Source organism: Nocardiopsis akebiae, assembly GCF_018316795.1.
Taxonomy (GTDB): Bacteria; Actinomycetota; Actinomycetes; order Streptosporangiales; family Streptosporangiaceae; genus Nocardiopsis; species Nocardiopsis dassonvillei.
The window spans coordinates 6,474,747-6,487,967 of sequence record NZ_CP074132.1 but is presented as its reverse complement, the minus strand read 5'-3'; the positions used below and the strand labels follow the sequence as shown (position 1 = coordinate 6,487,967).

The following is a 13,221-nucleotide window of genomic DNA, read 5'->3' as shown; positions in this document are numbered from 1 at the left end:
CCTCCCCGCCCCGCCCGGAATCCGGCCTCAGTCGATGAGGACGTAGGGGCGCGTGGCGGGCGGGGCGCCGCCCGGGGGGACGGCGAAGGCGGCCCACACGTGGGTTCCCAGGTCGGCCCAGGGGGCGAGACGGAAGTGTCCCCAGGCTGTGGACAGGTTCTCCACGAGCAGCAGCCCGCGCTGGCCCTCGGCCCAGTTCCACTCGTCCTCCGTCCGTTCCTCCGGGACGGCCGGGATCGCGCCGCCTCCGCCGCAGTCGCTCACCGAGAACCGGAGCGTTCGCGCGTTGGGCATCGACAGCGCGCGGACGACCTCGCCGTCCCTCTCTCCTGAATCCGTGTACTTGACGGAGTTCGCGAACAGCTCGCTGGCGCACAGCCGCACGGTCTCGACCAAGTCGCCGTCGAAACCGGCCAGGTCGGCCGCGAGGTCGGCGCGGACCCGCGCGAGCTGGTCCAGTGTTCCCGGGTAGACGCGGTGCTCCCAGCGGACGAGGGGGCGCGGAACCTTGGGCGTGGTCAGGAAGATCATGCCGGGACCGCCTGTCGGCAGTGCTCCGCGCGGGGCTGATGTGTCTGCTGTGCTCGCTGCGTCCGCTCGGTTCGTTGCTGCTGCTGGTCGAGCCAGACGCGGGCGAGCCGGGTGAACGCGCGCCAGTCCTCGGGGTCCTCGCAGGCGGGGGACGGAGGGCGAGGGGCGGGTACCGGGGTCGGAGCGGGGTCGGAGGCCCGCGCGGGGACCGGGGCGGGAACCCGGGCCGGGACCGGGACGGAGCCGGTCGCCAGGAGGTCGCCGGAGAACGGGGTGTTCGTGCTGGGCTGCTGGTCGAGACGGATGGTGACCTCGTGCCGGACCCGCGCGGCTCCGGGTTCGCGGGTTCCCGCGCGAGCCTCTGCGCGGGCCTGTTCTCGGGCCGCGTAGTAGGGGCGGACCAGGGCGATGTCGTCGGCGGGGAAGCGTGCGCTCGGCGGGGCCAGACGGGGCGCGGCGGCTGGAGCGGGAGCGGCGGCGGGGACGGAGCCGGGAACAGGGCCGGGAGCGGCGGGGCGCTCGGGGTGCCTGGGCGGCTCGGGAGCCCGGTCGGTTCGTGCGGGAGGTGTGGCGGCCTCGACCGGAACGCGGACCTGGGCGGGAACCGGGACGTAGCGGCGGACCCGGGTGGAGCGGCGGCGACGGCCGCCGGTGGCGGAGTGGCGTCCGCACGGGGGCGCGAAGAGGGCCTTGACCGTGCCGAGGGCACGGATCAGGGCCGCAGCGCTAAACTGGCGCATGCTGGCAATTTCCTTGTCTCAAAGGGTGGAGTTGCTGGCCACGGCCCCGGACGGTGTCTAACCGTCGCGGGGTCATTGTGTGGATGGAGTTGTGTGTCCGGTGTCAGATTAAGGGCAGGGGTGGAGTGGAAGCGAACTTTTCTGCGAACTACTCCAGGGTAATTTCGGCTTGATGGCATCGCCGCAGCTCAGGGCCCTGTAGAGGGGTTATTGGCTGGCTCCGCCGGGTTCACTTTGGTTGGTATCTAACGCCGCAACTGATGGCTTTTGTTGTGAATGTCCGGAATTGTGTGGAGGCATAAAGAAGGAGCGGCACCACACGAGGAGCGCCGCTCCGTAGCTCCCGGTGGCTAGCCGAGGCTCTTGAGCGAGTCCACGAGCGCGGTCCACTCGGTGGCCGCGAACGACAGGTGTCCCAGCTCGCGGTTCTGCGTGTCCCGCACGGCGGTGGTGGCACCCTCGGCGACCTCGACGCAGTTGGTTTCGGCGATGCTGTAGCTGCTCTTGTGCCATGAGGGGGTGTTCAAGCGGGCCTCCAGGCAGTTGGTTTCAGCCTTGCTGTACGTGGACTTGTACCACGTTCCTTCGATCATCACTCAACTTCTCCTTGTGCTTTCTTGAGCAGCGACCGTGACTGATCCGGAGGGAGTGCGAATCCCCGCAGGTCTCCCATGCGGGATACGTGTTCTTCGACAGTGTCCGCGTCGACGATCACGCCTCCAACTGATCCGGTCTCCAGGTAGAGGAGCATCCCGGCGTCCGGGACTCTCAGCAGCATGAAGCCGTTGTCGAGTCCCGGGTGGTCCCAGGTATCGGCGGGGACGACCAGGATCTCCACTCTGCTCCGCGTGGAGACCTCCAACAGGTACCCAAGCTGTTCCCTCATGGTGTCAGGGCTGCCGAGACGCCGGTACAGCACGGTCTCGTCTAGGACAACCGAGAAGAAGGGGGCGTCATCGCGGGCCAGGATGACCTGTCGCTCGGTGCGCTCCTTCGCCTTCGCTTCCACCGCCGTTTGCGAGTCAGCCCGGTTTCCTGCCCGGATCGAGGCGCGCATGTAGTCGCGCGTTTGTAGAAGTCCGGGGATGAGCAACGGGTGGTACTGCTGAATCTGGGTGGCCCTCTGCTCCACGATCGGCAGTTTCCTGTACCAGTCCGGCGGCGTGTAGGCCTCGTGCTGTTCCTCCCACACGGCGACCAGGCGACCTTCGCTGTTAAGCGCCTGGTCAATTCGTTCCGCCGTGTCCTTTTTGGCAGGCGTCTTTCCCAGCTCGATATCACTGACCGTCGCCTGGGACGCTGGTAGCAGGCTTGCCAGCCTGCTCTGTGAAAGTCCCGCCTGTTCACGGAACCGGCGCACCTCGGCGCCGAACTTCCGAGCCTTCGGATCGACCTCGTTCGCCATGCACAGCTTCTTACCAGTCCGCTATCAGGCGCCAACAGGGTTTACCTGAGAATTTCGCATTTCCCAGCGATCGGTAGATCAGATGAGCCTTCCGATGAGACTGTGACGACGGCCGAAGAAAAGTCCCGGCGGCTGTACTGACAACCCCGGGACCTGGTCCGGAACCCGTGCTTCTCACGACAACAGGTACGAACATGAACCAGGCTATCCCTCGTCAGTCCACCCCGGAAGGCGTTACCGGCCGCCGAACGCCGACGCTCCAACCGCCCTGGCGGATGCGGTTCGACGACTCCGACCGCTGCGGCATCGTCCTGGGCAGCGACCCCCGCCACGTCGGGATCGCCCGGAACTGGGCCTACCGCAACGCCCGCTCCCCGCGCCGTGCGGCCTTTCCGCTGGTGCTTGCCGTGAGCCTGCTGGTCACCAACGCGCAGCAGCACAGCCGTTCCGGCGACCCCGGCGGCACCGTCCGGGTCACGCTGCATCGCAAGCCCCACACCTACACCCTGACGGTCACTGACGACGGCCCCAGGCCGGACCAGCCCGTCCGCTTTCCGCGTCCGCGAAAGCCCACGGAACCGCTGGAGGCCACCGGCAACGGGCTGCTGATGCTGGACGAGCTGTCGGTGTCCTGGGACTGGACGGGCAACGCGGGCGAACCCCTGACGGTGCGCGCCCTCATCGACCGCGCCGGGGAGAAGCGGGCCGGGGCTCCCACCACCAAGGTCTGAGGAACGGCACTGCCTCGCTACGCCCACCCGCCGAACACGGAAAGCGCCTCATGCCCGACTACAGCTACCTCCTCGACGGTCGCCCCGACGTTTTCACCCCCGGCGAAGTCGCCGCCCTGTTCAACATCCGCCCCCGCAGCCTCCACCGAGGCGACTGGGACCGCGTCCTCCGGCCCTTCCGCACCCCGGGCGGAGCACGCCGCTACCCCAAGGAACACATCGCCGTCCTCCTGAATCAGCCGGATGAATCCGCCCCTATCCCGTAGCGCCGCCACGAGCCGGTCCGCGCGTCCGCGACGGTCTGCCGACCTGGCGCGAGGTATCCGAAGCAAGGAAGGAACTCCCTATGTCCTCCACGAACCTCTCGACACTGCTGGAGTCGCCCGACGGCGAGTCCCGCGCGCAGATCGCCCGCCTCATCGACACCCTCCGCACCACTACCTGAACCGACCAGAGGACCGCATTTCCCCTGTCAGCACCCGGTCACACGGACAGACCGATCCCGGCCAATGTCCTGACGCAGCGTGCTGGCGGGACTACCTTCACATCAACCGCCCTCTCACACCGAGGAGACCGCCATGGGCAAACGTGAGGACAAGTCGACCAGCGACGGCCACAAGCCCGACCGCCCCATTCCGCCGCCCACCCCCAACGACGGTGGCAGTGGCGGAGGAAAGCACGAGCGCGACGACAAATGACCAACCCCGAACACCTCTCGTCCCGCCTCGTCGAGGAGATCGCCCCCTCCCCGGCCTGGCGGGACACCTTCGAGCGGGTTCCCCGCCACCGCTTCATCCCCGACCGCATCTGGGTCGAGGACGGGGACGAGCTGACAACCCTCGACAGGGCCGATGACCCCGAGGCGTGGTCGCGTGCCTGCTACGCCGACCGGCCGGTCATCACCCAGATCGACGACGGAGACCCGACCGGGCGCGGATACAGTTCCTCGTCGGCGTCCATGCCGAGCATCGTGGCGCTGATGCTGGAGGCCACCGACCTCGCCGCCGGTCAGCGGGTGTTGGAGATCGGCACCGGAACCGGATGGAACGCCGCGCTGCTCGCTGACAGGGTCGGTGCCGGGAACGTGACGTCGGTGGAGATCGACCCGGCCGTGGCCGCGCGGGCCGAGGAGAACCTGGAGGGCCACGGTGTCCATGTGGTCGTCGGGGACGGTGAGAAGGGTTGTCCGCCCGACGCCCCCTACGACCGGGTGCTGGCGACCGCCGCCGTCCAGCGGGTTCCCTACCCGTGGGTGGAGCAGACGGCGCCCGGCGGGCGGGTCGTGACCCCGTGGGGGACGAGCTTCCACAACGGCACGCTGCTCCGCCTCCGGGTCGGAGCGGACGGAACGGCGTCCGGGAGGTTCGGCGGGAACGCGGGCTTCATGTGGGTGCGCGGCCAGCGGACGCCGCACGGCACGCTCGAAGAGCGCGTCCGTCCCGACCACGAGTACGCCGAGAGCACCACGGACCTGCACCCGTACGAGCCGGTCGGTGACTTCGACGCGAGCTTCGCGATCGGCCTGCGGGTCCCCGGCATGAAGGACCTGCTGGTCTTCGACGACGACGTGCCGGGCAACCCGGACTACACGGTGTACCTGATGGACCCCGGTTCGGGCTCGTGGGCCTCGTGGCGGATCCGGTCCGGCTCTCATGAGTTCGGGGTTCGCCAGCACGGCCCGCGCCGCCTCTTCGACGAGCTGGCCGGGGCCCACGCCTGGTGGCGGGAGGCGGGCCGCCCGGAACACTCCCGGTTCGGCGTGACCGTGACCAGCGGGGGCCAACGCGTGTGGTTGGACGACCCCAACAACGTCCTTCCCACGGGGCAGAGCGCCGCCGGACGAACGGAGAACGGCCAGGCCTGACCGGAGTCGTATCCGAACCCTCGTCCGCGCTTGTGGACCTTCTGGTCGAGGAGGGCGCGCTGGTGCCCGGCGACCGCCTAACCGAGGCGTTCCGACGCGTGGACCGGGGCGTCTTCGTCCCGGCCTTCGCCCTGCACGAGGAAACCCCGCGGGGCGCGCGCTACAGGCTCCTGTCCGGCGAGGACCCCGACCAGCGTGAGGATTGGGTCCGCCACGTCTACGCCGACGAGACGCTGACCATCGGGATCGCCGGAGAACCGGTGACCGACGCCCTGCCCGGGGGCGCGGGTGGAGGAAGCGCACCGGTGGTGGCTCGCCAACGGCCAGCCGGGCTGGAGCGCCTTCGGCGTCACCGTCACGCCCGGGGACCAGCACGTGCGGTTCGGTTCGGCGGAGAGCGACCAGCGCTGGCCGCTGCCGCTCCCGTAGGCAACGGCCCCCTCCGGTTGGGGGCCGGTGTGTGCACTGCCGCCGCGCGGAACGGCTGAGGTCACAGGGAAGGGGCGGCACTCCGTGGAGGAGTGCCGCCCCTTCGGGCCCTCTCAGCCGCTGTCCCGGTTCCCGGGGATCAGGGCTGGAACTCGGTGATCGTCTGGGCGATGCCGTCCTCGACCTCGACCCCGGCCAGGACGACGGTCCCGTCCTTCAGCTCGGCCTCGAACTCCTCCATGTCGCACTCCACGGTCCCGGTCATGTCGTCGTTGGGGACCTCGGGTGCGCAGGTGTACAGGCCGCCGAGGATCTCGGTGTCCTCGGTGACGTAGAACGCCTGGTCACCGACGAGGTACTCGTACGGAGCCAGGTGCACGACCTCGCCGGAGAGGGTTCCGGTGAACCCGTCGGCGCTGGCCTCCACACCCTGGTTCCCGGCTCCTTGCTGCTCGGCGGCCGCCGCCGGGCTGAAGCCGGTCGCACCGAGGGTGAGCAGGCCTGCGGAGAGAACGGCCAGCGCGCTCGTGCGGATGTCGCGATTCATCGTGTTCCTTTCCTATGGGGAGCGGTGTGTTAATTGACTCACCAGGGATTGGGGGATGAGTGCGTTATGTGTCGACTTTCCCCTAGTCGGGCTGCTCAAACACGTGTCGAGGATATCGGTGAAATCCTGGGGTGCTGCAGTGGCGTCGTTCCAGGGAGATCAGAGATTCCGCCATGAAATTTCAAGGGTTGATCGTGCAGGGTTGGTTTGTGTTGTCCGGGTGAGGGAAGGATGGACCTTCGCCTGTTCGGTATCGCTGTCTGTGCAGGCTGGCTCGACCCCAGGTGTTCCGTGGCCGGGGGGGGCCTCGCAGCCGGTACCCATGATCAATGGCGGGAGCTAAATATCCCGTTAGCCGTCGCTGGTTCCCCCGATTTGTCCACGGCGGGGCGGCCGCCTCCTATCGGCGGACGCATGAGTCGTGTAAATCGACCCGTTCGCCTTGGATGCTTGTTCGGGCTCCGCGGTTCTCCTTTCCGGGAGAACGCGCGGATTCTCCCGGGCGGGCCCGGCGGTTCCGCGCCGCCCGAACACTCCTCGGGGAGCCCCCGGCCTTCCGCCCGCGGTCGACCGCCCGCGCCGCGCCCGTTCGGCGTCCCGGCGCATCCGTCCCCGGCCCGCGCGCTCACGGCGCGCTCGTATCCTCGGACCCGGACCCGTCACCCGAGCTGGAGAGCGACGACGCGATGCTGGAGATGCTGCCCGGACTCGTCCGGATCTACGAGGAGTGGGCGGAGCGGTACCCCGACGTGCAGCCGCTGACCATCCAGTTCGCGCCGGACGGCAAGCCCGCCGACGGTCTCGACGGGGTGCTCGCCTACCCCCTGGACGGCCACTGGCTGCTGGTGTCCTTCGGCCTGACCGAGCTGGGGGAGAAGACCAGCGGGGAGCCCCGCGTCTCCGGGTCGGGCTTCGAGTTCACCTGCCGCGTCCCGCGCGAGGACGGCGACGAGGCCGTGCCCGCCTGGATCCTGCGCGTCATGCACGCCCTGGCCGACCGCTTCGTCGCGGGCAGCGACCTGGACGTGGGCCACTGGATCGTCACCCCGTCCCCGCTCGGCGGCGAGCCCGCCAACGGCGACATGACCTCGCTGGTCATCGTCCCCGACACCGAGATCCGCGCCATGGACACCCCCAACGGGATCGTCCTCTTCTTCCAGCTCGTCGGTCTGCTGGCCGAGGAGGGCGAGGCGATCCAGCAGGCGGGGACCGCCGCGCCGCTCGTCGCCCTCCTGCGTGACCGCGACCCGAGGATGGTCACCGACCCCTCGCGCGAACCCGTCCGCCTCTGACCCCACCGGAGACGACAGCCCAGCAGCATGCGTACGGAATGCTGTACATGATGGGAGCGGTGACGGAACCAGGAGGCGCAGCTGTGAAGACGGTGAGCTACTCGGAGTCCCGCGCGAACTACGCGGCCACGCTCGACTCCGTCGTGAACGACCGCGAGGAGGTCGTGATCACCAGAGCCGGACACGAGCCCGTGGTCATGATGGCGCTGTCGGAGTACGAGACACTCAAGGAGACCGCCTACCTCCTCCGCAGCCCCCAGAACGCGCGACGCCTCGTCACCGCCGTCGAGGAGTCGGAGTCCGACCAGGGCATGGAGCGGGGCCTGGCCGAATGGACCTCGTCCGGGCGCAGGGCGCCTGGGAGGACTACGTCTGGTGGCAGGGCCGGGACCGCGAGATCCTCAAACGCATCAACACCCTGATCAAGGACATCGACCGCAACGGAAACGACGGCATGGGCAAGCCCTAACCCCTCCGTCACGGCTTCCACGGGTACTGGTCCCGGCGGATCACCGACGAACACCGGTTGGTCTACCGGATCGGCGGGGACGAGATCCGCATCGCCGCCTTCCGGTACCACCACGGGAAATGATCATGTGGGCCGCCACCCGCAGCGGGTGGCGGCCCGCACGTTGTCATCCGGTCAGTGCCCGGAGCCCCGTTCCCGCCCGATCGCGGCGCCGATCTCGCCCACCCGGTCGGCCAGCAGGCCCATCGCGCCGATGGCCCTGGTCATCGGGTCGTCCTCGGCGCCGCCCAGCGCTCGGCCGCGCCGGAAGGCCTCCTTGACCTCCGTCCACCGGGCCTCCTGCTCGGGGGTCATGACCCCGCGCAGCTCCGCGAGCTTGAGCAGGTTGGCCTCCGCGCCCGAGGTCAGGGTCTGCGCCTCGCCCATGTAGTGGTCGTCGATCACGGCCTCCACCTCGGCGTCGTTCATGACCGGCACGATCCGCTCCGCCAGCCGGTTCATGTTGCGGTACGAGCCCTGGAGCCGGAACGGCGGCTCGGTGCGCGCCTCCTCCGACTGCGCCGCGGAGGCGATGTAGGCCGCGTTGTTGGTCATCACCACCTCCTGCACCCGCAGCAGCTTGCGCAGCACCGACACGATCCGGTCCACCTCGACCGCCGAGTAGGGGTGGTCGAGCTGGTCCGCGCCCACCGAGTCGTCGCCCCGCGCCATCCGCACGAACCGGTACACGTCATCCCTGCTCCGCGTGGACAGCGGGGCCAGGGTCGGGTTCGAGGTGAGCGCGTTCTCGACGTAGCTCAGCGCGAACAGCTCCTCCCTGCCCGCCAGCACGTCGCCCAGGTTGTACACGTCGGCGCGGTTGGCCAGCATGTCCGGAAGCCGGAACCGCTTGCCCTGCTCCGTGTACGGGTTGCCCGCCATGCACACCGCGAAGCGCTTGCCCCGCAGGTCGTAGGTCCGGGTCCGCCCGTTCCACACCCCCTCCATGCGCCGCTGGCCGTCGCACAGCGAGATGAACTTCTGGAGCAGCTCGGGGTTGGTGTGCTGGATGTCGTCCAGGTACAGCATCGTGTTGGCGCCCATCTCCAGCGCGAAGGAGATCTTCTCGACCTCCTGGCGTGAGGTGGCGTCCGGCGCCTCGTCCGGGTCCAGCGAGGTCACCGCGTGCCCGAGCGCTGGCCCGTTGACCTTGACGAACACCAGCCCCAGACGGCTGGCCACGTACTCCATGAGCGTGGTCTTGCCGTAGCCGGGCGGGGAGATGAGCAGCAGCAGGCCGCTCTGGTCGGTGCGCTTGTCGTCCCCGGCCGCGCCCAGCTGCTTGGCCAGGTTGTCGCCGATCAGCGGCAGGTACGCCTCGTCCAGGAGCCTGTTGCGGACGAACCCGCTCATCACCTTGGGCCGGTACTCCTCCAGCCGCAGCCGCTCGCGCTCGGCCGCCACCAGCTCGTTGCGGCGCCGCTGGAAGTCCCGGTAGGCGGGCACCTCCTCCAACCGGAACCGGCGGGTGCGCGGCAGGAACTCGTCCAGCCGCAGCTCCAGGGAGCGCTCGCGCACGCGCGGGTGCGACCCCAGCAGCCCGTCCACGTCCTCCGCGACGGCCGCCGACGACTCGTACCGCTCCACCGCGCCGCCGGTCAGCTCGATCGCGGCGGCCTCCGGCAGGTCGCCCGGGTCCACCTCCTCCAGGGTGGTCGCGAACGCCTCCAACCAGGCCGCCACGAGCTGGTGGCGCGCGTTCAGGTCGCCGTCGAGCGCGCGCAGGTCCTCCTCGAAGGCCTTGCGGGTGCTCTCCTGCGCACTGCCCACCGCCCGGTGGAACCGGTCCAGCAGCAGACGGGCGCCCGCGCCGGTCACGAACCCCCGCTCCCCGGGCCCCTCCGCCGCGATCTCCTCGAACAGGTACTCGCCCACCAGGTCCAGATCGGCCTCCTGGTGGAGCCCGGTGTCGGTGAGGAACCCGTCCACGGCCGCCGCCAGCTCCGCGCGCAGCGCGTCCACCGCGGCCGACCCGCGCACCCCGAACACCTCGCGGGCCCGCGCCAGCGAACCGGCCCGGGTCCGCCACGCCGACCGCCGCTCCTCGTCGGCGCCGAAGGCCCAGAACACCTGCGCGGCGGCACGCGTCGCGCCCGGGTACCGCAGCAGCCCGGCGCCCGCGCGCAGCCGCAGCAGCACCGACAGGATCCGCGCGGCGTCGTGGTCGTGCACGCCCCGCTCGTAGCCCTCGTCGTAGCGGGCCTCGGCGAAGCCGCGCACCAGGTCCGGCAGCGACGACCCGTCCCGGCCCCCCGCGTCCGCCTCGGCCAGCCGCTCCGGCGACAGCCCCTGCGCGCCCTCCTCGGCCGCGGCCAGGACCGACGCGGCCAGGTACTCGGCCCGGTACACCTGCGGGCTCTCCGACACCAGCACCCGGTCCCACAGGTGCCGGGTCCGCCCGAACCCCTCGTCGGTGACCGGCGCACGGAAGTCGGTGCCGGTGATCGCCACCGACATCTCCCCGCCGTGCGGGGTGAGGGTGAGGTCGATCGGCTGGGTGTTCACGGCGAAGCGGTGCCGGCCCAGCCGGATCGTCTCGCCGCCCGCACCGCCCTCGAAGAGGTCGGCGCGGTCCCGCAGGGCCCGGCCCGCCTCCTGCCGGGCGGCCAGCACCTGCCCGTCCAGCTCCTCCGCGCGCACGGTCTCGCCGAGCGCGCGCAGCTCCTCGGAGGTGCGCCGCAGCCGCGACACCATCGCGTCCGAGGCGAAGTAGGTGTTGACGTCCTCCAGCGTGTCCAGAGTCGCGACCCGGCGCTGAACGCTCTCCAGCACGCGGGCGGCCGACGACGCCAGGCGGTCGGCCCGCCGCGCCCGCTCGTCCACCAACCCCTGCTTGCGGGTGGAGAACGCCTCGTACACGTCCTCGCGCTTGTCCGCCAGCTCCCCGAGGAAGTCGTCGAACTCGGCGAACCGCGTCTCCAGGTTCTCCAGCTGGAGCATGATCCGCCCCAGCTGCTCGTCGCACCGGTCCGGGGTGTCGGCGGCGGCCAGCGCCCCCGTGATCGCCTGCCCGAGCAGGGCGAACTCGGCCGCGAACTCCGCCCGCCCCTCCAGGGCGAGCAGTTCGCCGCGCCGCGCCTCCAGTGTGGCGCGCGCCCGGTTGATCCCGGCCATCACCTCGCTGACCCGCTCCAGGATGCGCGTGCGCACCTGGGCGTCGCCGATGTCCAGCGAGCCGACGACCTCGGTGACCACCTGGAGGCCCTCGGTCTGCTCGGCGATGCGCTCGCCGACCGCCGTCGCCGCGCTGACCGCCCCGATTCCCTCGGCGTCGGCGACAAGCCGCGCCACCTCGTCGTGGTACCCGGCGAAGGCGTCGTCGCGCTCCAGGAAGGCCACCGTGCGGCGGCCGGTGGCGTCGATCTCCTCGGCGAGTCCGCCGTCCAGCTCATCCAGGCGGTCGGTGTCCACGTAGCGCGTCTCGCGCAGCGTGGCCGCCCGGCCCTGGGCGCGGCGCAGCCCGGTCAGCCGCGCCACCCAGCCCTCCGCCGTGCGCGGGGCCTCCCCGCGGGCGGTGCGGATGAGCGAGGCCGCCTCCTCCTCGGCCCCGGCCAGGGTCTCGGCGGCCTGCCGGGTCAGGGTCTGGACGGTCTCGAACTCCTCCAGCACCCGCGCGGCGGTGTCGCGCACCTGCGACAGGGGCGCCGCCAGGTCGCCCAGCTCCTCCTCTCCCAGCCAGTGGAACCGGTCCGACACCCGGCGGCAGGCGGCCATGAGCGCCTCGAACACCTCGGTGGAGGGCCGCATGTCCTCGGCCATGCGCGCCACCGACAGGCACTCGGACACGCCCCGCACCAGCTCGGCGTTGCCGATCCGCTCCAGCGGGCCGGTCCCCACCGGCTGCGCCGCCGCGTACACGTCCGACGCGTACGGCGTCTGCCACACCTGCATCGGGTGCACGCGGGTCGGCTCGCCCGAGTTGTCGCGGAACACCGTCATGGTGCCGTCGTCGAACAGCGAGTACCCGTGGCAGACGATCGGGGTGGCGACCTCCTTGCGGATGGTGTTGTAGGGCAGCAGCAGGCTGCGGCCGTCCGCGCGCGAGTGGAAGACGTAGAGCACGTCCTCGCCGTTGGGCGAGCGCACGACGCGCTCGAACTCCAGGTCGGTGACGTCGGTGTCGAAGGTCCGCGCCACCCCGGTGGCCAGGTAGTAGCCGCCGGGGAAGATCAGCCCCTGGTCGTCGGGCAGGCGCTGGCAGGACTGGCCGATGCCGTCGAGGCGCTCGACCTCCTTGGTACGCGTGTTGAAGACCAGGTGGCGCCACTCGGTCTCGTTGTAGGGCAGCACGCGCAGCAGGATGAGCGGGCCCACCCGCGCGTGGTGCACCGACGCGTCGGCCAGGCTCTGCAACGGCTCGTCCACGGGCTCGCTGTAGACGCCCTCGCCGACCTCGGTGTTGTTCTCCACCTTGATGGTGAGGTCGCCGCCGACGGTCTCCACGAACAGCTCGTCGAGGATCGAGATGTGCGGGTGGCGGCCCGCCACGTGGTCCTCGCGGGTGGCCTCCACCCACGTGAAGTCGTGCGCGGGCGGGAACACGTGGTCGCGCTCGCCGCGCGCGTCGAGGTAGGCGATCTCGCCCGTCGGTGACACCGACCACCGCAGCACTCGCACGTCCTCGGTGCGCGGGCCGGTCTGGAACACGGCCAGCAGCCGCTCCTCGACCCGGCGCAACTGGAGCAGGCGCGCGTCGCGGTAGTACCGGTAGAGCTGGCCGAAGTCCTGCTGGAACCGCTCGTCGTCGAGCAGCCCGGGGACGGCGCCCCCGTCCGCGTCGGCGAAGGCGAAGCCGTCGTCGGCGCGCTCGTAGCGGTGCAGCGAGAACACGTCGGGGACGTGGGTCTCCCGCTGCATGCCGATGAACACGTTGTAGCCGAACAGGATCACGGCGCCGTCGGCGCCGTCCGCGGCCGGACGCCCCACGCTCACGATGTCCCGTGGCACGCAGTTGTGCTCGGTGCGCACGCGCTCGGTGCCGAGCAGGGTCAGCTCGGTGCCGCCGAACACCTCCAGCCGTCGCGCGTTGAGCCGTTCGGTCCGCCGGGCCAGCTCGCCGGTCTGCTCGCGCAGCCGGGCGCGGAGCACCTCGTAGGTGCCCGCGTCCAGCGAACGCGCGTCCCCGGCGTCCGGCCCCTCGGTCTCCTGGGACAGGGCCTCTGTCACGAAGGTTC

Annotated in this window: 11 protein-coding genes and 2 pseudogenes; 7 read left to right on the top strand and 6 right to left on the bottom strand. The window is 70.6% G+C overall.

Annotation, left to right across the window (positions count from 1 at the left end; translation table 11 throughout):
• Window positions 1–27: 27 nt before the first annotated feature.
• From KGD83_RS27835 to KGD83_RS27820, 4 genes are all read right to left on the bottom strand, one after another.
• A complete protein-coding gene (locus tag KGD83_RS27835; RefSeq protein ID WP_212641857.1) occupies window positions 28–531 on the bottom strand; it encodes an ATP-binding protein in 504 nt (167 codons plus the stop codon).
• On the bottom strand, window positions 528–1,271 hold the full coding sequence (locus KGD83_RS27830) for a hypothetical protein (protein ID WP_212641856.1): 744 nt from the start codon (window positions 1,269–1,271) through the stop codon (window positions 528–530). The genes KGD83_RS27835 and KGD83_RS27830 overlap by 4 nt, the downstream gene beginning before the upstream one ends.
• Window positions 1,272–1,621: 350 nt before the next feature.
• Entirely contained in the window at window positions 1,622–1,867 is a 246-nt protein-coding gene (locus tag KGD83_RS27825) for a DUF397 domain-containing protein (RefSeq protein ID WP_174545932.1), read from the bottom strand.
• A complete protein-coding gene (locus KGD83_RS27820; protein ID WP_174545931.1) occupies window positions 1,864–2,676 on the bottom strand; it encodes a helix-turn-helix domain-containing protein in 813 nt (270 codons plus the stop codon). Before KGD83_RS27820 ends, KGD83_RS27825 begins: the two co-directional genes overlap by 4 nt.
• A 194-nt stretch (window positions 2,677–2,870) precedes the next feature.
• Between KGD83_RS27820 and KGD83_RS27815 the strand changes: the two genes are divergently transcribed.
• The 4 genes from KGD83_RS27815 to KGD83_RS27800 all read left to right on the top strand — a co-directional run bounded on the left by KGD83_RS27815 (window position 2,871) and on the right by KGD83_RS27800 (window position 5,700).
• Window positions 2,871–3,407 (top strand): ATP-binding protein, encoded by a 537-nt coding sequence (locus KGD83_RS27815; RefSeq protein WP_249352050.1) that lies wholly within the window; start codon window positions 2,871–2,873, stop codon window positions 3,405–3,407.
• Window positions 3,408–3,457: 50 nt separating this feature from the next.
• On the top strand, window positions 3,458–3,673 hold the full coding sequence (locus KGD83_RS27810; protein ID WP_212641855.1) for a hypothetical protein: 216 nt from the start codon (window positions 3,458–3,460) through the stop codon (window positions 3,671–3,673).
• A 428-nt stretch (window positions 3,674–4,101) separates the two neighbouring features.
• Complete coding sequence (locus tag KGD83_RS27805) at window positions 4,102–5,271, top strand: methyltransferase domain-containing protein (RefSeq protein ID WP_212641854.1); 1,170 nt, start codon at window positions 4,102–4,104, stop codon at window positions 5,269–5,271.
• A gap of 288 nt (window positions 5,272–5,559) precedes the next feature.
• Window positions 5,560–5,700, top strand: a complete 141-nt coding sequence (locus tag KGD83_RS27800) for a hypothetical protein (RefSeq protein WP_212641853.1) — start codon at window positions 5,560–5,562, stop codon at window positions 5,698–5,700.
• Between the two features lie 139 nt (window positions 5,701–5,839).
• Here KGD83_RS27800 and KGD83_RS27795 read toward each other — a convergent pair whose 3' ends face one another.
• The gene (locus tag KGD83_RS27795; protein WP_212641852.1) at window positions 5,840–6,247 is read right to left on the bottom strand and encodes a hypothetical protein; all 408 of its coding nucleotides are present in this window, start codon (window positions 6,245–6,247) and stop codon (window positions 5,840–5,842) included.
• Between the two features lie 686 nt (window positions 6,248–6,933).
• Here KGD83_RS27795 and KGD83_RS27790 point away from each other — a divergent pair.
• The 3 genes and pseudogenes from KGD83_RS27790 to KGD83_RS27780 all read left to right on the top strand — a co-directional run bounded on the left by KGD83_RS27790 (window position 6,934) and on the right by KGD83_RS27780 (window position 8,131).
• Window positions 6,934–7,539 carry a suppressor of fused domain protein gene (locus tag KGD83_RS27790; RefSeq protein ID WP_212641851.1) on the top strand — a complete coding sequence of 202 codons (606 nt, stop codon included), beginning with the start codon at window positions 6,934–6,936 and terminating at the stop codon, window positions 7,537–7,539.
• A gap of 83 nt (window positions 7,540–7,622) precedes the next feature.
• Window positions 7,623–7,868 (top strand): annotated as a pseudogene (locus tag KGD83_RS27785) (type II toxin-antitoxin system Phd/YefM family antitoxin); the annotation flags it as partial.
• A 2-nt stretch (window positions 7,869–7,870) separates the two neighbouring features.
• Window positions 7,871–8,131 (top strand): annotated as a pseudogene (locus KGD83_RS27780) (Txe/YoeB family addiction module toxin).
• Window positions 8,132–8,182: 51 nt separating this feature from the next.
• On the opposite strand, the gene KGD83_RS27775 reads toward KGD83_RS27780, so the two are convergent.
• Complete coding sequence (locus tag KGD83_RS27775; RefSeq protein ID WP_212641850.1) at window positions 8,183–13,213, bottom strand: DNA repair ATPase; 5,031 nt, start codon at window positions 13,211–13,213, stop codon at window positions 8,183–8,185.
• Window positions 13,214–13,221: the final 8 nt, after the last annotated feature.

What these genes read in the sequence shown, in the direction of transcription:
- KGD83_RS27835 (WP_212641857.1), bottom strand. Translation starts at nt 531, where the DNA reads ATGATCTTCCTGACCACGCCCAAGGTTCCGCGCCCCCTCGTCCGCTGG.
- KGD83_RS27830 (WP_212641856.1), bottom strand. Translation starts at nt 1,271, where the DNA reads ATGCGCCAGTTTAGCGCTGCGGCCCTGATCCGTGCCCTCGGCACGGTC.
- KGD83_RS27820 (WP_174545931.1), bottom strand. Translation starts at nt 2,676, where the DNA reads ATGGCGAACGAGGTCGATCCGAAGGCTCGGAAGTTCGGCGCCGAGGTG.
- KGD83_RS27815 (WP_249352050.1), top strand. Translation starts at nt 2,871, where the DNA reads ATGAACCAGGCTATCCCTCGTCAGTCCACCCCGGAAGGCGTTACCGGC.
- KGD83_RS27810 (WP_212641855.1), top strand. Translation starts at nt 3,458, where the DNA reads ATGCCCGACTACAGCTACCTCCTCGACGGTCGCCCCGACGTTTTCACC.
- KGD83_RS27805 (WP_212641854.1), top strand. Translation starts at nt 4,102, where the DNA reads ATGACCAACCCCGAACACCTCTCGTCCCGCCTCGTCGAGGAGATCGCC.
- KGD83_RS27795 (WP_212641852.1), bottom strand. Translation starts at nt 6,247, where the DNA reads ATGAATCGCGACATCCGCACGAGCGCGCTGGCCGTTCTCTCCGCAGGC.
- KGD83_RS27790 (WP_212641851.1), top strand. Translation starts at nt 6,934, where the DNA reads ATGCTGGAGATGCTGCCCGGACTCGTCCGGATCTACGAGGAGTGGGCG.